16 protein-coding genes are annotated in these 19,062 nt (G+C 61.8%); 1 reads left to right on the forward strand and 15 read right to left on the reverse strand.

Annotated elements, in window-relative coordinates:
• The 13 genes from AC6FTP_RS19050 to AC6FTP_RS19110 all read right to left on the reverse strand — a co-directional run.
• The coding region (locus tag AC6FTP_RS19050) for a hypothetical protein (protein WP_497208497.1) at positions 1-266 on the reverse strand (266 nt) is incomplete at its 3' end.
• A 39-nt stretch (positions 267-305) separates the two neighbouring features.
• Positions 306-1,745, reverse strand: coding sequence for a DUF1501 domain-containing protein (locus tag AC6FTP_RS19055; protein ID WP_497208498.1), 1,440 nt, complete (start codon positions 1,743-1,745; stop codon positions 306-308).
• 13 nt (positions 1,746-1,758) lie between these two features.
• Complete coding sequence (locus AC6FTP_RS19060; protein ID WP_497208499.1) at positions 1,759-4,401, reverse strand: DUF1553 domain-containing protein; 2,643 nt, start codon at positions 4,399-4,401, stop codon at positions 1,759-1,761.
• A 38-nt stretch (positions 4,402-4,439) separates the two neighbouring features.
• Positions 4,440-5,459, reverse strand: coding sequence for a hypothetical protein (locus AC6FTP_RS19065; RefSeq protein WP_497208500.1), 1,020 nt, complete (start codon positions 5,457-5,459; stop codon positions 4,440-4,442).
• Entirely contained in the window at positions 5,456-5,980 is a 525-nt protein-coding gene (locus AC6FTP_RS19070; RefSeq protein WP_497208501.1) for a sigma-70 family RNA polymerase sigma factor, read from the reverse strand. Before AC6FTP_RS19070 ends, AC6FTP_RS19065 begins: the two co-directional genes overlap by 4 nt.
• 148 nt (positions 5,981-6,128) lie before the next feature.
• Positions 6,129-6,782, reverse strand: coding sequence for a gluconate 2-dehydrogenase subunit 3 family protein (locus AC6FTP_RS19075; protein ID WP_497208502.1), 654 nt, complete (start codon positions 6,780-6,782; stop codon positions 6,129-6,131).
• Positions 6,783-6,784: 2 nt separating this feature from the next.
• Positions 6,785-8,596: a GMC oxidoreductase gene (locus AC6FTP_RS19080; RefSeq protein ID WP_497208503.1), complete on the reverse strand. Its 1,812-nt coding sequence runs from the start codon at positions 8,594-8,596 to the stop codon at positions 6,785-6,787.
• A 68-nt stretch (positions 8,597-8,664) separates the two neighbouring features.
• Entirely contained in the window at positions 8,665-8,847 is a 183-nt protein-coding gene (locus tag AC6FTP_RS19085) for a hypothetical protein (protein WP_497208504.1), read from the reverse strand.
• A gap of 110 nt (positions 8,848-8,957) precedes the next feature.
• The gene (locus AC6FTP_RS19090) at positions 8,958-10,526 is read right to left on the reverse strand and encodes a glycoside hydrolase family 28 protein (protein WP_497208505.1); all 1,569 of its coding nucleotides are present in this window, start codon (positions 10,524-10,526) and stop codon (positions 8,958-8,960) included.
• Between the two features lie 165 nt (positions 10,527-10,691).
• On the reverse strand, positions 10,692-11,933 hold the full coding sequence (locus AC6FTP_RS19095) for a DUF1552 domain-containing protein (protein ID WP_497208506.1): 1,242 nt from the start codon (positions 11,931-11,933) through the stop codon (positions 10,692-10,694).
• A 29-nt stretch (positions 11,934-11,962) separates the two neighbouring features.
• Entirely contained in the window at positions 11,963-14,611 is a 2,649-nt protein-coding gene (locus AC6FTP_RS19100; protein ID WP_497208507.1) for a DUF1592 domain-containing protein, read from the reverse strand.
• Between the two features lie 108 nt (positions 14,612-14,719).
• Positions 14,720-15,640, reverse strand: coding sequence for a sugar phosphate isomerase/epimerase family protein (locus AC6FTP_RS19105; protein ID WP_497208508.1), 921 nt, complete (start codon positions 15,638-15,640; stop codon positions 14,720-14,722).
• Positions 15,641-15,664: 24 nt separating this feature from the next.
• Positions 15,665-16,234, reverse strand: coding sequence for a DJ-1/PfpI family protein (locus AC6FTP_RS19110; RefSeq protein WP_497208512.1), 570 nt, complete (start codon positions 16,232-16,234; stop codon positions 15,665-15,667).
• A 192-nt stretch (positions 16,235-16,426) separates the two neighbouring features.
• Here AC6FTP_RS19110 and AC6FTP_RS19115 point away from each other — a divergent pair, with 192 nt between their 5' ends.
• Positions 16,427-17,590, forward strand: coding sequence for a XylR family transcriptional regulator (locus AC6FTP_RS19115; RefSeq protein WP_497208509.1), 1,164 nt, complete (start codon positions 16,427-16,429; stop codon positions 17,588-17,590).
• 131 nt (positions 17,591-17,721) lie between these two features.
• On the opposite strand, the gene AC6FTP_RS19120 is transcribed toward AC6FTP_RS19115, so the two are convergent.
• A complete protein-coding gene (locus tag AC6FTP_RS19120) occupies positions 17,722-18,714 on the reverse strand; it encodes a ThuA domain-containing protein (protein ID WP_497208510.1) in 993 nt (330 codons plus the stop codon).
• A 37-nt stretch (positions 18,715-18,751) separates the two neighbouring features.
• Positions 18,752-19,062: 3-keto-disaccharide hydrolase (locus AC6FTP_RS19125; RefSeq protein ID WP_497208511.1), on the reverse strand; the 311-nt coding region annotated here is incomplete at its 5' end.

The raw sequence follows: 19,062 nt of genomic DNA on the forward strand, positions 1-19,062 counted from the left end.
TCGTCCTCGATGTAAGACCACACTCCGCGCGTGATGTGGAAGTCACTCCCGGCGGCGAGCATCTGCTCCGCTGTAAGGCCTTTTTGATCGAGCCTGAAGAGCCTCATGCAGACATCGCTGAGCTTCGGCATCTCCGGCGTGAACCCAGAGGGCTGCGCGATCTGGCTGAACGTGGCGTCCAGGGCCACGCGCGGCGTGGTTGGCCCGGCAGCGTGCAGCGATGCCAGCGGCGCGAGCAGGAGGGTGGTAAAGAGCGTGAGTTTCATGAAATTGCTTCCGGAAGTGGGATTGGGCTGGTGATCGCGTCACGCCAGCACTGCCTGCACGACTTTCCCGTGCACGTCGGTGAGGCGGAAGTCGCGGCCGTTGAAGCGGTAGGTGAGTTTCTCGTGGTCCACTCCGAGGAGGTGCAGCCAGGTGGCGTGCAGGTCGTGGATGTGGACTTTGTCCACGGCGGCTTTGTGGCCGAACTCGTCGGTGGCTCCGTAGGCGACGCCGGGCTTCACACCGGCCCCGGCCATCCAGAGGGTGAAGCCGTGCGGGTTGTGGTCGCGGCCAGGCTGGGCGTCTTTTTGCGCGGTGGGCAGGCGGCCAAACTCACCGCCCCAGATGACGAGCGTGCTCTCCAGCAGACCGCGCTGTTCGAGGTCGCGCAGCAGGGCGGCGATGGGCTGGTCCACCTCGGCGGCGAAGGAGCCGTGATTGCCTTTCAGGTTTGCGTGGCAGTCCCAGCTCTGCTGGTTTTCCGAGCCGCCGGAATAGAGCTGCACAAAGCGCACGCCGCGCTCCACGAGTCGCCGGGCGATGATGCATTGGCGGGCAAAATGGCCGCAATGGGGTGCGTCGAGGCCGTAGGCTTTGCGCACGGAATCGGGTTCGCCTGCGAGGTCGAAAACCTCCGGTGCCTGCGTCTGCATGCGGAAGGCGAGTTCAAAGCTGGCGATGCGGGCATCCAGGTCGCTTTCGGCGGGATGCGCCTCAAGGTGGGGACGGTTCAAAGCGGCGAGCAGGTCGAGGTCGGCACGCTGCTCAGCGCGGGTGCTCTCGCTGCTGCCGGAGGGAGGTGCGAGATTGGCGATGGGCTCGCCCTTCGGCTGGAGGAAGGTGCCCTGGTAGCGGCTGGGCAGAAAGCCGGAGCCCCAGTTGTTGCCCTTGCCACGCGGCAGGCCGCGATTGCGCGGGTCCGCCATGACGACAAAGGCAGGCAGGTTGCTGTTTTCGCTGCCCAGGCCGTAGCTGCTCCATGAACCGAAGGACGGTTTGCCCATGCGTGGCGTGCCGGTGTTCATCATGTAGAGCGCCGGGCTGTGGTTGTTGCTGTCCGTGTGGCAGGAGTGGATGAAAGCCATCTTGTCCACCTGGGTGGCCATGTGCGGGAACAACTCGCTCACCCAGCGCCCGCTTTGGCCGTGCTGGCGGAACTTCCACGGCGAGGCCATGAGGTTGCCGGCTTTGTGCGAATCAAAAGCCGTGTTGATGTCGAAGCCCGGCAGCGGCTTGTCATTCCACTCGGCCAGCGCGGGCTTGTAGTCAAAGGTGTCCACCTGGCTGGGGCCACCATTCATGAACAGCCAGATGACGGACTTGGCCTTGGCCGGGCGCGTGCGCCAGCGGCTGTCGGGTGACGTTGGGGAGGCGGCGAAACCCGACTCGGCCAGCAACGTGGCGAGTGCGGAGAACCCGAAGCCCGCACCGGCGCGGCGCAGCATTTCACGGCGGGTGAAGAGTGAAGAGGAGACGTTCATGGTGCGGATTCGTTCAGTTGAGATAAATCAGTTCATTCAGGCAGAGCAGCACATGGGCGAGGCGTTTGAGGCCATCGGGATGGGCTTGCAGAAAGCTCTTAGCCGTCTGCTGCTCGGTGGCAGTGGGCGGACGCGAGAGCACCGTTCGATAAGCGTGCTCGATGAGCTTGGCGTGGTCACTCGTCCCACTTTCGGCTTCGAGACGCCGCGCCAAATCCTCCGCGCAACGGTCCATGAACGCGCTGTTCATCATGAGCAAGGCCTGCGGAGAGACGGTGGAGACGGGGCGCTGTCCCACGCTTTCGATGGGCTCTGGCGCATCGAAGGCGGCCAGCAGTGGATGCGGCTCGCTGCGCTTCACCCGCGTGTAGAGGGAGCGGCGATTGTGCAGCGGGTCCGACTCCGCCTCGCCACCGGCGCGGAGGTCGAGTCGGCCCGAGACGCTGAGCAGGGTGTCGCGCACGGCCTCGGCGGTGAGGCGCTGTGGACGCCATCGCCAGAGCAGCTTGTTCTCCGGGTCCTTGGCGGAGCGGGCGGCATCCCATGCGGCGCTCTGCCGCCAGGTGGCGCTGTTCAGGATGAGTCGGTGGATGTGGCGCAAATCCCAGCCGCTGCGCACCAGTTCACCCGCGAGCCATTCGAGCAGCTCGGGGTGCGTGGGCGGCTCGCCTTGCAAGCCGAAGTCGCTCGGCGTGCCAACGATGCCCCGGCCAAAATGCCAGTTCCAGAGCCGGTTCACGATGACGCGGGCGGCCAGTGGTCCGGCCCCCTTTTCCACATCCGTGAGCCACAGGGCGAGCGTGGCGCGGTCGCTGCCAAAATCGCGTGCTGCTGGTTTCGCATCGGGCTGAAGCGGGTCGCCGGGCAGCTTTAGATGGCGGGAAAACTTCTCCGAATGGGGACCTGGGGAGCTGACCAGCACATCCTGCGGATACGCTGGCACCGGGGGCGTCTGCGCACGCCAATCGTCGGCGCTTGAGCCGGGCGTCATGAGGACTTGGAGCAGTCCCGGCGTGGCTTCGCGCTGCTTTTGCTTCGGGTCTCCGCGGTTGAGCTGAAAACTGATGCGGAAATAGTTCGGCCCCTGCATGTGGCGCCTCAAGTGTTCATTCAATCCGCCGAACTCCTCGGTCAGTGTCAACAGCAGCGGTGGAGAAGCGGGTTTGCTTTTGAGGTGCGCCTGCATCCTCTGCCACACGGCCTCGTAGTCGGGAGAAGTCCAGCGGGCGAACTGCGCCTGCATCGACCTCTGGTATCCCACGCCCACCTGCTCCATCAGGAAGCCGCCGCGCACTTGGTCGTAAAGGTCCGCCAGACCGGTCTCACCGACCTCGCGCAATCTGGCACTGAAGGCGGGGGCAAGTTTCGCATCGTTCACTGAGGCACGGAGTTTCTCGGTCGCCTTGGCCTTGGCCTCGGCTGACGTGAGTTCGGCCGTAATCGTGGACTCCTGTTTCGACCACTCGCGCGCCGCCGCCAGCTCCGCCTGTGAACGCGGCTGGATGTCACGCAGGCCGCGCGTCGTCGTGGTGAAGCAGGCTGCCAGCGAATAGTAATCGGCGGCAGGCAGCGGGTCGTATTTGTGGTCGTGACAGCGGGCGCAGCCAATGGTCAGACCCAGCATCCCGGTGCCGATGGTCTGGAGAAAATCATCCAGTTCATCGTAACGCGCCTGCTCCAGCTCGCTCACCGTCACCGGCGATTGATAGGGGCCGAGCGCGAGGAAACCGGTGGCGATGGACGCCTCGGGCCGCTGTGGAGCCAGCCGGTCGCCCGCAATCTGCCAGCGCAAGAACTCATCAAAGCGCTGATTCGTCTGCAAGGCCTGCACCACAAAGTCGCGATAGCGCCATGCCTCGGGCAGGGCCGAGTCATCCTGGAAACCCGCCGATTCCGCATAGCGAGACAGGTCCAGCCAGCGCCGCGCCCAAGTCTCGGCGAACGCGGGCGACTTCAGCAGCGTCTCCGTCAACCCATCAAACTCCGTGTCGGAGGTAGGAAGCGTCGCCTTGCCCTCAGGCGGCAGTCCCGCCACATCCAGCGAGATCCGCCGCCGCAGCGTGAGCGGCTCGGCGCGTGGATTTGGATGGATGCCCGCCGCCTCCAGTTTCGCGAGGATGAAGCGGTCCACGTCATTCCTCACCCAGCCTTGCTTGTCCTTCGGCTGCGGAGGTTTCACCGGCGACAAGCGACGAAAGGCCCAGTAGTCACGATCCGCATCCGTGACCACGCCATGAGTGGCGACTGCCGCTTTGCCCTCCACGAGCGGCTTGTCATAAGGCGCGCCCTGTTCCAGCCAGCTCGCAATCGCTGCGATGTCTTCCTCGGCGAGCTTCGGTTTGCGCTTCGGCATCACGGGGTCTTCCTCATGGCGGATGAGCTTCAGCAGCCCGCTCTCGCCCGGATGCGCCAGGTCCACGGATTCGGATTCCAATAGCTTCTCACGGCTGCCGAGATCGAACTCGCCCTTCACCTGCTTGCCACCGTGGCATTCCAGGCAGCTCTCCCGCAAGACGGGGCCGACCCGGTCGCGAAACAGCGCCAGCCCGGCCTTCATCTTTTCCGCATGATCGGGAGGAACCGCTGCGGATATCGGTGAGACGACAGCGAACTGCGTGAGGAGAATGAAGAAGGAAAGGATTCGGGGGTGATTCATGCCTGAAAGTGATGCGGGACGGGACAGATCGAGGGATCTCACGGCAGCGCTTGGGTTGAATGATCGGGCACTGCTTTGCGAATGGTGACGGAGGCGCGCACATCATCCACGAAGTGCCCGGCGAAGGTCACGTGGTCCGGCAGTGGTGACTGGCTCTCACTGCTCGCAGGCATGGGGCTGAAGGAGGCCTTCAACAGCACCATCTCCGTCCCCGGCGGCAGCAGCAGCCGGGTGGAAGCACTTTGCCAAGTGGCCGAATCGCGGTCCAGTGGACGACAGAAGCCGACGCTATGGGCCAGCGCGTCGTCCATCAGATTTTCTTCCGTGGGAAACTGCGAGCCAAGTGCCCAAAGGGTGACCGCTCCGTCATAGTGCTCCGCTTCCGGGAAAGGCGCGGCATTGAAGAGAGCCGACAGCGTGATCACCACCTCGCCGCCGTTGGCCTCGCGCAAAAAAGGCCGCACATCGACGACACGCATCAGATCGCCCTGAAGGCTCGGCTTTGAAGACGCCTTGCCTTCAAAATCGGAACGCAGCACGCGGGCCATCTTCGTTCCGTCCTTGGGCTTCACTCCCTCATACTTCTCCACGATCTCCGAGTAATCCCCACTCCACAGGTTCACCTCTTGTGGCATGCCCTTCACCAACGGCGCAGGTCCGCTCTCAAAGCTCTCCTGCAAGAGCGACACCACCTTTTCCAACGAACGCACGCCAAAACCAAACACCATCGACGCGCTGAACAACCCAATCACCAGCCCCGCCGCCGCTGCGGTGAGCGGACGCCAGGCGAACCAGCGCGGGCTCGTGCGCAGCGCTGTCTCCACCGCCGGAGCAGGCTCCAGCAGGGCCACGATGCTGTCATCGCGCAAACGACTGGTCAGCGCCTGCTCATCCACCATGAGCCGTGCCATGGTCGAGCGCGCATCCGCGTTCTCGCGCAGCAGCGTGTTCAGTTCAGCTCGCGCGGAGGTGTCACGCGTATCGCGCACGGCTTGCAGCAGATGCAGCAGGCGTTGCTCCAGTGAGCGATGCGATGAAGAAGAGTCGTCGGGGTTCATGAGGAAGGATGGAGTTGACGTTGAATGCACTCGCTGAGTTGTTCGCGCAGACGCAGCAGAGTCATCTTTACTGCGCTCTCAGTGCGTTGCGTGGCAGTGGCGATCTCGCGCACGGTGCGGCCAGCGAGGTAATGCGCGTGCAGGATGCCGCGTTGCTCGGCCTTGAGCTTTCGCATGCAGTTCCCCAAAGCCTCGCGCCGCTCCTCAAACTCTGCTGCGGCGGACTCCGTCTCCTGCGCCATGGCCAGCACCACATCCTCATCAAAGACCAGCCGGTCGCGCATCCGGTCGCGGATGTGCGAGAGCACCGTGAACCGAGCCACCGCAAACGCCCAAGGCAGAAACTCTGTCGCCGCATCCCAGTCCGCCGCCTTCTCCCAGAGCTTCACACACGTCGCCTGCAAAGCCTCCTGTGCATCCTGCCGGTTCGCCAACTGCGCATGACAAAACGCTTCCAACGCCGGTTGGTGCCGGGTCAGCGCCGCAATGAATCGCGCTTGGTCAAAGTCAGGTTTTGCCATGTCATGAGGTAAATTCCACGAGTGGTCAGGACGGTCACATTTTTCTTCTCAAGCGAGTAAAAGAGGCGCGAAAAGCAGGGCGGGTGAGGAGCCTTTAGGCGCGTGTCATGAAGTCCCTTTCGGAAGAGTGATTCTGCTGATGATAGCGTCACGCCAGCCCGACATGTTTCAGGGCCTCTGGCGGTGGGCCGTCGAAGGTGCCGGAGGGAGCGTTGCCGACGTAGCCGATGGCTTTCATGCCTTCGGGGGTGGTGCACCAGGCTCCGAAGGCAAGATCACGGAAGCGCTTGAAGAAGGCGGCGGCTTTGGCGTGGATGGCTTTGGCTTTCGCGGCATCAGCGAAGGTCTCACAGATGACTGTCTGCTGCGCGGCGCTCAGGTCGGCGAAGGCGGTTTGATGGCGGCGCTGCGATTCCTCTTCGATCCAGCGCAGGCCATCGAGCAGCAGCGGGCGATCTTTGGCCTGATCGGGATACGGGGCGCTGATCCATTCATCCATGAACTCCGGCACGCCGACAGCGGAGGCACTGGGCGAGGTTTCGTCCGCAGGGATGATGACATCGCACAAGGCGCGCGTGGTGCGGCGCTGCGATTCGGTGAACGTGAGCGGCCACACGTCGCCGGGCTTGTAGATTTTCACCATGCTGGGGTCGAGACCGTAGCCTTTGGCGGTGATGGGCGCGGCGGGGTCATCGGCGGCGAGCAATGCGGCATCGCGCGTGGCGATGGCGGCGGCAGCGCCGAGCATCCACTGGATGGCGACGCGGCGGTCAATGCGGGGAAGTGAATCAGAGTCGGACATGATCAGAGGTTTCCTTTTTTGAGTTCGTCCATGAGGCGATCCGCCATGCGCCACGCGAGGGCCATGATGGTGAGCGTGGGGTTCTTGTCGGCGGTGCTGGCAAAGGGTGCGCCGTCGGCGAGGAAGACGTTCTTCACGTCCCAAGTTTGGCTCCATTGATTCGTCACTGACGTCGCTGCGTCTGCGCCCATGATCGCGCCGCCGACTTCGTGAATCACGGAGCCGCCTGGCTTCATGGACTTGAGCACATCGGCTTCGGCGAAGGGCTTCACCTTGCCACCCATCGCCTCCAGCAGCTCGCGGATGTGCTTTTGCTGATGGCGCACCTGATTGAGTTCAAAGTCGGTCCACTTCCAATGAAAGCGCAGCACGGGGATGCCCCATTGGTCTTTCAGTTCGGGATCGAGTTCGCAGAAGGAGCCGTCATTCGGCAGCATCGTGCCCTGTGCACCGAAGCCGAGCTGGCAGCCGTGAAAGCGTCGCGCGTCCTCCTTGAGACGCGAGCCAAAGAGCGTCGTGGCGCTGCCCGAGCGGCTGTCGATGCCGTTGAAGGTCGTGAGCGTGGGCATCTGCCGACCGCTCGTGAATTCCAGATGATAACCGCCGGGGAAGCCCAGCTCGCCATTACGATTCTGCGCGTGCCCGGTCCACGGCACATAGGCATGAGGGCCGCCCGCGCCGTCCTCATTATGCACAGGCATACCCTCAAACGCCGGGATGTGCGCACCGAGGCTGCTGCTCACGGAGTCGGTGATGCCTTTGCCCACCTGTCCGCTGGAGTTCGCGAGGCCCTGCGGGAAGAGATTCGATTTGGAGTTCAGCAGGAGGCGCACGGACTCCATGGAACTCGCCGCCAGCACCACGACGCGCCCTTTGGCGTGGCTTTCGCGGCCCGTGGTCTTGTCGATGAACATGATACCTGTGGCCTTGCCTTCTTTGTTGATCGTGACCTCGCGCGCCATCGCATTCGGCAGGATGTCGAGATTCCCCGTGGCCAGCGCGGGCCGCAGATGCACGGTTTGCGAATCGTAGTTCGCGCGGATGGAGCAGCCGCGATGGCAATCCGTGGCCCAGAAACAGGGCGAGCGAGTGCGCATGGCATCGGCAAGAATGCTCTGTGCCTTCGCATTGCCGGGATGCAGCTTCGCCGGCAGCGTCTCCGCATCTTGAGGTCGCGTGAGCACCGCGCGATGAATCGATGCGATGTGCGCGCCGACTTTCCGGCCATGCTTCTGCGCATAGAGTTCGCCCACGCGCAGCTTTGGCGCTGGCTGCAGCACGCCCGGCGATGAGTCCGGCGAATTCTCCAATCCTTCATTCGTGCCGAAGACACCAATGAGCATCTCCACTTTGTCATACCAAGGCGCGAGATCGTCATAGTTGATCGGCCAATCCACGCCCGCACCCCAGCGCGAGCGCGGCTTGAAATCATAGGGACCATTGCGCAGCGAGATGCGTCCCCAGTGATTCGTGCGCCCGCCCATCATGCGCTGCCGCCACCAGCGGAACTGATTCTCGGGCTCCTTGCCCGCCTGGGTGTAGGGCTCGCCCGGAATGTCCCAGCCGCTGTTGATCGAGCAATCGTGAAAGCCGTATTGCTTGTCCGGCGTCGCCACACCGCGCAGCGGTGCCTGGCTTGGAAGCTGGAACATGGCGACCTCGGCCTGCACATCAAAGGAGCGTCCGGCCTCGAGCACGAGCACCTTCACGCCTTCCATCGTCAGTGTGTAAGCGGTCTGTCCGCCGCCCGCGCCGGAGCCGACGATGACGACGTCATAGGAGTCTTGGAGTTTGTCTGCGGTGATGAGGGGCATGGATTTGAGTGTTGAGGATTGTTTCGAGAGGTGTGAGGACGAATGATCTTCCCGCCTTCATGATTGCTTCACCCGACGGTGAAGGGAGCCGGACAGGCTGTAGCTTTAGCCCGCCTCGATTCCGTCACTGAGAAGAGGCGAGACGTAGGGTTCACGATCGGGTTTGGTAACGTCTGCGGCGGCTGGCCGTCCGCGGCGACGGAGAAGTCCGCGCCGCGCACGACGAGGTGAACCTTGTGCCATTGCTTCATGGGGAAATTGCAGACGGGTTATCGTTCCTGCACCAGGCGCAAGTCGTTGCCGTTCAGGAGCACCTCAGCGGGAGGAGTCTGTTCGAGCTGAAGGAACTGACGCACCGGTCCTAACGGGCGACTGTTGGCAATATTGGCACGACGAACATTGACGAGGCGCGCCAGAGATTCGGCTTCATTTTGAGCAGAGGCGCGGAAGTTTTGCAGCTCCAAGTCTTCGACATCATCGCAGACCAGCCCGAGCGAAGCTCGGGGGTGGCAAAGTCAAAGTGCACATTATGCAAACTTAGCCCGCGGACATGCCGTGCATAGAGACCATACGCCGACAGGATGCCGAACATGTAGGACGCGGGGTATTGGCGTTCCAGTTCGGGGATGTCGCGACGAGCCGCCTCTTCGGCCGTCCCACCACCAGGGAATGTGACATGCACGTTGCTGAACATCACATTTTCAATGGTCGTTCCGGGAGTCCCCATGAGTTGGATACAGGACCGCTTCATCCCCAACAACTTTGGCACGTTGCGCCAAGCGGCTTCATACGGGGTGCCCTGCATGGAGACTGCCGGGACCGTTGCCCGAATGTTCTGGAACTGCACATTTCGCAGCACCCCTTTCTCCCATCCGGAGTCGCCCATCGTAGGCGCCTGCGTAACGTCCTTCTTCGCATCTGTTTCCCATCCTCCAAGACGAAGCGTGATGGGAGCAACCACGTTTTCCATGATGATGTTGGAGAACGACAAGTCCTGCATGATTCCGCCCTGACACATCTGCAGGCAGATCCCGGAGTGGCCCACATTTCGAAACACACAGTTACTCACGACAATTCGCTCCAAACCCTTGACCGAAAACGGACCGATTCGGACTGCCTGACAGAGGGTGCTCAGCTGGCAATTCACGATCGTTATGTCCGTGCATGGGCGGTGCTCCGAGTAAATCGCGATGCAATCGTCGCCGCTGAAAATGGAGCAATTCGAGATGAAGACCTTTTCACAATCCCAGATGTCGATGCCGTCGTTGATGGACTGTGCGTGGCAGTCAATGACAAGACGATCAATGTCGACGTGGCGGCAGCCAATCAAATGGATGCCGAAGGACGGGTAGTCACGCAATTTGAAGCCGTCCAAACGAACATGCTCGGAGTCGATAAGGCGCACCACTGCTGGTCGCGGCGTGGTGCGATGGAGCTTTCCGTTCTTCAGACGTTCACCTTCAAAAACTTCTCCGTTGCACTCAATCTCACCAGCGCCAGTAATTCCGATGTTGTTTGCTTTCTCCGCTACGATGAGCGCCCAAGCGATATTTGGAAGTGCCGGAAACGGCGTCGAGCGATAGTCGCCGATGCGCGGGCTACCCAGAAGTTTCGCGCCACTTTCGATATTCAAGGTGACGTTGCTTTTCAGTAAAATCGTCCCAGTGAAGAACACGCCTCCGCGCAACGTCACGGTTCCGCCACCCGCCGCGGCACAGGCATCAATGGCCTTTTGTATGGCTACCGTGTCGAGCGTGTGCCCATCCGCCACCGCGCCCTGGTCGCGCGGATCAAATACGGTCGTGTGCGCTGCGGGGTTCGCAGCCTCGGCAGTCGGAACCCACGCCGTAGTTGTGAGCACGGTCGCGGCAATCACAAATGCGTGCCGCAGCAAAACACGGCGAAAAGTAGTAGCGATATTGGATTTCATATTATGTCCTCGTTCTTTTTGTTAACTCTTAATTTGTTGAATTCGCGCTGTAAAAGCGCGCCTGGAACCAGGAGCTGCGGATTATCGGTAAGAAGCTGCTTTTGCTTCCTTCTCCGCAGCTCGCACGGTTTTGTTGCGGGGCGCGCTAACGAACAGCCGGGCGCATCACACCGCTTCCAATCCCTTCATCGTTCCCGTGCTGCTGGCGAACTTGTCGGTCTTGATCCCTTGACGCTGGAGCATTGAGACGAAGAGGTTGGGCAACGGGTAATTGTTCTTCTTGTCGAAGGCGAGGTGCTGGCCGTGTTTCCAGCCTCCGCCGGCGAGGAGGATGGGGAGGTTCTTGTTGTCGTGGTTGTTGCCGTTGCTGAGGTTGCTGCCGTAGAGGACTTGCGTGTGATCGAGCAGCGTGCCGCCGCCTTCCTTCGATGTGCGCAGCTTGGCGAGGAGTTTGTTGAGTTCACGAAACTCGGCCAGCTCGAGGTTTTGCAGCTCGCGCAGCTTGTCCTCGCGGCCAGCGTGGTGGGAAAGGTTGTGGGTCTCGCTGCTGACGCCGGGAATGTTTTCGCTGAAGAACTGGAGCTGAATCATGAGCGTGATGAGGCGCGTGCTGTCAGTGGCGAACGCGAGGTGCGCCAGGTCATACATGGCGCCGAGTTTTTCGAGCAGATACTCGCCGTCCTTCGGCGGAGGCACATCGATCTTCGGCCTGGGCTTGCGTTCCCATTCCTGCGATATGAGAAGCCGCTTCTCGACCTCGCGCACGGAGGTGAAATACTGATCGAGTCGGTCCTTGTCCGCGCTGCCCAGTTTTTTCTGCAATGCGACGGCACGGTCCGCGACGGCGTCGAGGATGCTGCGGCCAACGCGGAGGTTGGCGACCTGTCTTTCCACTTCCTGCGCGTCCCCGGCAACGAAGAGCGCCTTGAAAACCTGCGCGGGGCTGCGCTCTGCGGGCAGCATCACGCCGCTGGATGTGAAGGAGAGCGACTGGTTGCCGCTTTTTGACACTACGAGCGGCAGCGCAGACACGCGCGTGAGATGACCGATTCTCTCGGCAGCGAATTGATCGAGCGAGATGCTGTTGCGGAACGATGCGGTGCCGGGCTGCGGCGCGGCGCTGAGATAGGACACCTCTGCGGAGTGGCCGCCGGTGACGTCGGGGTGCGACGTGCCGGAAAAGACGGTGAACTGATCGCGGTGATCCTTGAGCGCCTCCAAGTAGGGCGTGAGCGCGTAATCGCGGCCCGCCTGCTCCGGAAAAAAGTGGCGTTCGAGCACGCCGAGATTGGTGCAGATGGCGAGGATGCGGCGCGGTGTGGCGGGTTCCTTGCCGAAGACTTCGAGGAACGGCAGGGCCATCATTGCGCCGGAAGCGCGAAGAAAAGTGCGGCGGGTAGGGTTCATGGGAATTTTGGCTCTCGGTTTTGGATCATTCATTTCGCGAAGAGTGGACTCGCGACGATCTGCTCGATGATCGTGCGCAGTCCGTGTTGCGAGGGTTTGGTTTTGGAAAGGATCGCCTCGATTTCATCGCGATCGACGAATCGCGGGGCGCGCCCGGTGGCGTAGGTTAGGAACTGGCGGACGACGTTTCGGCCGAGGGCGTCTTCATCCTTCAGCAGCAGGGCGCGCAGTTCGTTGATGTCCTTGAACGTGCTGCCACCGGTGAGTTCGCCGCTGGCATCGACCTGCGGGCCAAACCGCATCTTCACGCGATTCCTGAGGGCCGCGCTTTCGCTCACGATCTCCAGGGTCGGCTCCTCGACTGTCTTGGCTTCCTTGCCTTGACCCACACGAATCATCTTCGGCTTCCCCGCGAGGCGATAGTGATCTCTCCACCCGCCGATGGCGTCGAAGTTTTCCAGTGCGAACCCCGGCGGATCCATCCTGGCGTGGCAGGAAGCACACGCGGCATCGGCACGGTGCTTCTCAATCATCTGTCGGATGGTGACAGCGCCAGTGGCATCGGGCTCGATGGCAGGGATGTTCGGCGGCGGGGGCTGACGCGGGATTCCGAGGATGCGTTCCATGACCCACACACCGCGCTGCACGGGCGAAGTCGCGGTGCCATTGGCGGTGACCTTCAAGACGGAGGCCTGGGTGAGCAGCCCGCCGCGAGGAGAGCCGGGCGGGAGCTTCACCTCCCGAAACTCGCTGCCGGTCACGCCGCGCAGCCCGTAGAGTTCCGCGAGGCGTTGACTGACGAGGACTGTCTCGCCCTGGATGAGGGCGCGCACGCCGAGGTCATGGTCAAGCATCCGGCGGAAATCGCCACGTGTCTCGGCCAGCATCGAATCGTGCAGCCATGCATCGTATTCGGGATAAAGCGCTACGTCGGGCGTGGTGAAGTCGATCTTCTTCAGCTCGATCCACTCATCGAGGAAATGCTCAATGAATCGCTTCGAACGGGCATCGGCGAGCATGCGCCGCACCTGCTTTTTCCGGATCTCAGGTTTCGAGAGTTCACCCTGTGCAGCGAGCCGGAGCAGTTCGTCATCGGGCGGCGCATTCCAAAGGAAATACCACAGTCGCGAGGCGAGCGCGTAGTCGCCAGGCTCGAGCCCCAGCACGAGGAAATCCGGCGAGCAGAGAATCGACTTGTAACCCGCAAGCATCGCAGACTCGAAGCTGGCACCACCCTTCAACTGGCTCTCGGCGATGACGGCATAACTCTCAATGTCCGCCACGGTGGCAGGGCGCCGGAAGGCCTGCGTCGCAAAGTTCGCGAGCAGCGGCCTGGGATCGGCACCAGCAGGGGTGACGCCGAACAACTGCCGATGGCTCGCCGGTGGCCATTCATCCACGAGCGGGCCTTCCACTTCGAACCAATCGAATGCCACAGCCGGGCCTTCGTAGGCACGAATGCCCTCGCTCGTGCCGGAGTTCCTCGCGCCAACCGCAGGCAGCCCCATGGCATGAAAGGAAACTCTCTCGTCCGGATTCAACCACACTTTGAACTCGTGGACCTTCGGTTTGAGAGACGGAACATCGAAGTAGCCGATTGGTTCGCCGTTGAGCGAAGCGCGCACGACCTGAGCCGCCTCCGCATTTCCGTAGAGCTCGACATTCTCCATCCATTCCCGCTCTGGCGTTTCCTCGGCGAGACGAGTGTATTCCCATTCGCCGCTGGCATTCTTGAAATATGGCTTGTCGAAGGTGTTGAACTGGCGCACGAGACCGCGCTTCGACGCCTCGGCATGCGTGCGCATCCAGCGCAGGCTCCACGCGGAAAATCTCACGCGATACCAGCCGCTCACCGGCGGCTTGAAACGATCTGGCTGGAGCCCCTGTGGCTGAACCCTCCCGATGACGCTGGTGAGCAACGCCACGGAGTCTGCCTCACCTTCGAATCGCGCCCAGCGGACGACGTTGCGGATGTCGGTCTCGGGATTGCCCGTGATGGATGTCGTGAGTCCGGACGCAAGTTCGCGGCCCTTCAGCGGCACCGCGCAGTGCACCCGGATGGCTCCTAGCACGGTGCGCTGCTTCACCGCGGGCTCGCGCCAGACCTTGGTTGCCGGCTTTTTGCCGTCCTTCACCAGGGCTAGGTTCAGCGCGACATCCGCAGCCTCCAAGTATTTGCCAACGAGCACCGGCGAGAAGTCGAGCGCACCGCCCACCTTGTCGAAACCGGCCAGCTGCCCATCCTCGGGCAGCAATTCCTTCACCCGCAACAGCGGCAGATGGAGCAGATCGCGCAAGGTGCTCTCATACTCGACGCGGTTCATGCGCCGCACCGCTTCGAGCGGCTGCTTCGACTCCGCCTCCATCAACGAGGTGCGCAGTTCATCCAAGAAAGCCACACGCTCAGCGGTCTCAGGCTGGTCCGCCTTCTTCGGCGGCATTTCGCCTTTAACAACTCGATCAAACAACAACACGAGGCGATTCAATTGATCGCGGTCTGGCTTCGCGACGGAAAGCTGATCCACGCGCAGGTTGCCCTTCTGCACATCTGCGTCGTGGCACTCCGCGCAGCGTTGATCGAGGAACTTGCGTGCGGCGGGAGTGAAGTCAGCGGCCTGGAGCGAGGCCTGCGGCACCACGAACAGGGTGGCGAGGAGGAGCACGAGAAGGGTTTTCATATTGACTGGTGATGGATCAAATTGAGCGGGTAGCCGAGGCACTGCGACATGCTCATGACGCGAGAACTCGGGCGGAGAAGAATCGGAGGTTGTTCACGGTGGGCCTGTTTATGCGTTCACCTCGGTCAGCAAGTTCTCGATGTGGGTGCGCGACTGGCTGATCGCGGTAGTAATCTCCGATGCCGTGGGCAGGATGGGCACGCCGCGCGGTGTCGGGTGCATAAAGATTTCCGCCCAGCCGTGGAATCCGACATCGCGCAGGGCTCGCAGGATGGGCCGGTAATCGAGCGTCCCTCTGCCGGGGAGTTGCTGGAGTTCGACTTCCTTGGTGACCTTCTGTTTGGAGCCGATGCCATACTCCTGAAAGTAGATGAAGGGCAGATTGGCAGCGCCGAGGTCGCGGATGAGTTTCGGCATTTCGTCCACATGCTCATGCAGGTGATGCGGGGCGAACGCCATCCCAAGCGCGGGATGTTTGTTCAGCTCTGCCCAGCAGCGAATCGAATCGGGCGTGTGCAGCAGCGAGCCCGCGTGGTTCTCGATGGCGATGGTGATGCCGTGCTCCGCTGCGGCATCGGCGTGCGGTTTCATCTGTTCGAGAAAAGCGCTGATGCCGGCACGCGCCTCCGCACCGACGACGTTCTTCGGCCCCTTCGCGGCCGTCACCATCAGTGCGCTGCCAAGTTGCTTGAGCACGGGAAGCTCTTTCCCGAGAGCAAAGGGACCGAGCGGATACTGCGTGAAGCAAACCGGTTTCACGGAGTGCTTTTTCAGCAAGTCGGCAAAGGCGTCGATCCCCATCGCCTCCGCCTGCTCGCGCTGCGTGCCGTGAGGCTTGCACCATAGATCCAGCCCTGTGCAACCCGTTGCGGCGAGTTCTCGCAAGACAATGTCCAGCCCCATGTTGCCGTAGAGCGCGGAGGCGAGCAGATACTTGAGCTTCAATGGCGGTGTGGCGGCTCGCAAAGGCAGGGCACTGGCGAGGCTGGTGGCGGCCAAAGTTTGCAGGAAATGACGGCGTGTGTGCATGGTGTGTCCTCGGAAAGGTCTTCGTTATTTGGTGCCCAAAGCGGCCTCGATCATCTTGATCCAAGGCCCAACAAAGTGACCGCTGTCGTGATAAGTGCGGCCACTAACCATGTGCTGGTCAATCACGCAGGGCTCGTTCACATAGATGCCACCGCAGACTTCGAGATCGAACTTGCACTTCGCCACCGTCGCCATGCGCAGGCCCTTAACGATGCCGGCACGCGCGGGAATCTCGACGCCGTGGCACACGCTGGCCATCGGCTTTTTGTTTTCCCAAAACCAGCGCGTGACGCGCAGAAGGTCCTCGTCCTCGCGGATGTATTCCGGCGCACGCCCGCCGCTGAAGAAGATGGCGGCATAGTCCTCGGGCTTGATGTCCTTGAACGCGATGTCCGCATCAATCGTGTAGCCCTCCCATTCCTTCGTGATGGTCCAGCCGGGTTTATTTTCGTGCATCACCATCTGGTATTTGCGCTTCTCCGGCGCGGCCACGACGGGCTGGAAGCCGGCTTCAATGATGCGGTAGAAAGGATAAAGCGTGTCCACGGTTTCTGTGGCATCGCCGATGACGACAAGGACTTTAGGTTTGTTCATGACTGAGTTTGCAGACTGCGTTTGAGGTGAAGGTTGCGCAGCGCGGAGACAGACCGTTCCCGCAGCGGCGAGGCTGGTGTTAGTGATGAAATGGCGGCGATTCATTTCCGCCACTGTGCCCGATGTGGCCTTGCCGACAATGCGGGTATGGTGCATAGAAACTCAGGTTTTTAGTCACTTCCGTTTTCACCCATGAGCGCCCGTAAACGCCGCCGAATCCCCCGTGTCGCCCTCCTCGTTGAGACGACGCGCACCTACACGCGCGAACTTCTCTCCGGCGTGCGACGCTACATCGCCGCGCACGGCCCCTGGTCCACCTTCCTCGAACTTCGCTCCCTGGACTCCTCGCCGCCCGCATGGCTGCGACACTGGGATGGCGACGGCATTCTCACGCGAACCTTCACGCAGGAGATGGCCGACTTGATCGCCGCCTCCGGCCTGCCAGCCGTGGAACTCCGCGCCACCAATCTCGCAGGCGGACGCCCCTTCGTCGGCATGGACAACGCTCACATCGGGCGTGCCGTCGCCGAGCATTTCTTTGAACGCGGCTACCGCCAGTTCGCCGCTTACAGCCTCCACACTGAACGCTTCTTTATCGAGAGAGTGCGGAATTTTGTCAGCACCGTCGCAGCCTTCGGCTGCCAGTGCTCGGAGCTTCCCGAGACCTCTTCGGACAGCGTGACCGACTGGGAGCAAAGCCAAGCCCGCCTCGCCGCCTGGCTCGGGCAGCTGCCCAAGCCCGTAGGCATCTTCGCGGCGAATGACCAACTCGGAGTGCGCCTCCTCGAAGCGTGCCAGCGCGCCGGAGTGGCCGTGCCCGAGGAAGTCGCCGTCGTGGGAGCCGAGAACGAGGAAACGCTCTGCGCCTTCGCCACACCGCCACTGACCAGCGTGCGCTTCGATGGCCAGACCGTTGGCTACGCCGCCGCCGAGCTGTTGGACCGTCTGATGCAAGGCAAGTCATCCCGCCGCCGCGAGATTCTCATCCCGCCCAAAGGCATCATCGTGCGCGAATCCCCAGATGAACTGGTCATCAACGATCCACTCGTGGCTCAGGCCGCACGCATGATCCGCGAGAACGCCATGACAGGCATCAATGTGGACGACCTCTGCCGCAAACTGAATGCCTCCCGCAGCACGCTAGATCGCCGCATGAGAGCCGCGCTGAAACGTTCACCTAAGGAAGAGATCACCCGCATCCGCTTCCGCGAAGTCGAACGCCTCCTCCGCGAGACCGACCTCACCATCGAAGTCATCGCCGAACAAACCGGCTTCGCCCACAGCCACTATCTCCAAGCCGTCTTCAAACAAACCTACGGCCAGACACCGGGCCAGTTTCGCCGTGCCCAAGGGTGATTGTGGGCAGGCTCAGCAGGGCGAGCAGCCAGCAGGGCGAACCGGAGGGCAGCGGAGATAGCCGAAGGCAAATAGCCGGCGATGCTGATTTTAAAAAAATGGAGGCAACGATGAGGGTGTGTTTCATCTCATCAGTCTTTCAACGGGATGCCGCGCAGGATGAGAGGATCGAAGCGGTAGGGTGATTCGCAGGCGGCCCAGGCGATGCCACGCAGCAGGATGGTGCGGAAGAAGGGGTCGTCGAAGGTCCAGTCGAAGTGCCCCAGGGTGGAGGCCACGACGCGGCCTTTTCCGTGCTCGTGAGCCCAGATGATGGGTTCGGAGCTGACCTTGTCGCCCACGGTTTCATCGGAGGTGGCGAGCGCGGTCACCTTGCTGCGGTCGCCTTGCAGGTTCCAGAAGCATTCGTCGGCGAGGGTGAAGGTATCGGGCAATCCGAGCATGATGGGATGACGCGACTCCGGCAGTTTCAGGGTGATGACCTTGTGCTTGTATTTGCTGTCTTTTCCTTTGGCGAGGCCCAACAGTTCCGCCAGCGCTGGCGAAGCATTCCAGAGCACATAATGCGACAGCACGAGACCGCCGCCACGGTTCAGGAACGCCTCGATCTGTGGCAAGTGACTCGCGTCTTTCCAGCACTGCGGACTTTGATATAGCATAATGACATCCGCCGTGGCGAACTGCTCCTCCGTGGGCCATTCCAAGGTGCTCAGGGTTTTGACGTGCGGTGAGCCTGCGGTGATCAAGGCGCGGTCCGCCTCCACCTGGGGGCGATACATGTTCGACACCGTCTCATCACCTGGACCTGCGCCACCAAGCAGCACTTTCCAGCGTTTCGGCAGCACATCGTGAGAATGGGACCTCGGCGGGTGATCCTTGGCACCGCCAGCGAAGAGAATGGTGAGCGGTCGCAGGCTCGCGTCTGCGGCGGGCTTCGGTGCTTTGCCGAGAACGGCATTAACCTCCGCGCGGCTGCGCAGTTCTGGCGTCTGGACGCCATAGGTGTTCTCGGGTTCCGCCTGGGCGTGTGCCAACAAACCGGTGGAGGCAGCGAGCGCTCCCGCCGAGCGATGGATAAAGGTGCGACGAGTCATGTCGGTAGGGAGTGTGTGGGTGAGTTTCATGGTGTGGGTTGAAGGCAGTTGCAGGGGTGTTGGATCATTACTTCTCCAGCGGTTTGAGGTAGATATTGCGGAACTGGATCGGGCTGCCCTCGCTTTGCAGGCAGATCGCTCCGCTGGACGGTTTGGCGCCGATGCCCTTGTTCTGCAGCACGCCGTTGATGGTCAGTTGGATCGAGTCGCCATCGCAGACGATGTCGTAGCTGTTCCACTCGCCCGGGGGGTTCTCGTTCGACATCTCCTGTTTCTTGGCTCTCAGGTATGGTTTTACAACCGGGCCGAGCTGCTTGCCATTGACGGTCAAGGACGAGAGGTTGATCAAATAGAAGTCACCTGCGTTCTCATGCATGA

Source organism: Prosthecobacter sp., assembly GCF_044378005.1.
Taxonomy (GTDB): domain Bacteria; phylum Verrucomicrobiota; class Verrucomicrobiia; order Verrucomicrobiales; family Verrucomicrobiaceae; genus Prosthecobacter.

Bases quoted from the DNA above. Each gene is read 5' to 3' on its own strand.
- AC6FTP_RS19055 (WP_497208498.1), bottom strand. From the start codon at position 1,745: ATGAACGTCTCCTCTTCACTCTTCACCCGCCGTGAAATGCTGCGCCGC.
- AC6FTP_RS19110 (WP_497208512.1), bottom strand. From the start codon at position 16,234: ATGAACAAACCTAAAGTCCTTGTCGTCATCGGCGATGCCACAGAAACC.
- AC6FTP_RS19105 (WP_497208508.1), bottom strand. From the start codon at position 15,640: ATGCACACACGCCGTCATTTCCTGCAAACTTTGGCCGCCACCAGCCTC.
- AC6FTP_RS19060 (WP_497208499.1), bottom strand. From the start codon at position 4,401: ATGAATCACCCCCGAATCCTTTCCTTCTTCATTCTCCTCACGCAGTTC.
- AC6FTP_RS19085 (WP_497208504.1), bottom strand. From the start codon at position 8,847: ATGAAGCAATGGCACAAGGTTCACCTCGTCGTGCGCGGCGCGGACTTC.
- AC6FTP_RS19080 (WP_497208503.1), bottom strand. From the start codon at position 8,596: ATGCCCCTCATCACCGCAGACAAACTCCAAGACTCCTATGACGTCGTC.
- AC6FTP_RS19075 (WP_497208502.1), bottom strand. From the start codon at position 6,782: ATGTCCGACTCTGATTCACTTCCCCGCATTGACCGCCGCGTCGCCATC.
- AC6FTP_RS19070 (WP_497208501.1), bottom strand. From the start codon at position 5,980: ATGGCAAAACCTGACTTTGACCAAGCGCGATTCATTGCGGCGCTGACC.
- AC6FTP_RS19095 (WP_497208506.1), bottom strand. From the start codon at position 11,933: ATGAACCCTACCCGCCGCACTTTTCTTCGCGCTTCCGGCGCAATGATG.
- AC6FTP_RS19065 (WP_497208500.1), bottom strand. From the start codon at position 5,459: ATGAACCCCGACGACTCTTCTTCATCGCATCGCTCACTGGAGCAACGC.
- AC6FTP_RS19120 (WP_497208510.1), bottom strand. From the start codon at position 18,714: ATGAAACTCACCCACACACTCCCTACCGACATGACTCGTCGCACCTTT.
- AC6FTP_RS19115 (WP_497208509.1), top strand. From the start codon at position 16,427: ATGAGCGCCCGTAAACGCCGCCGAATCCCCCGTGTCGCCCTCCTCGTT.
- AC6FTP_RS19100 (WP_497208507.1), bottom strand. From the start codon at position 14,611: ATGAAAACCCTTCTCGTGCTCCTCCTCGCCACCCTGTTCGTGGTGCCG.
- AC6FTP_RS19090 (WP_497208505.1), bottom strand. From the start codon at position 10,526: ATGAAATCCAATATCGCTACTACTTTTCGCCGTGTTTTGCTGCGGCAC.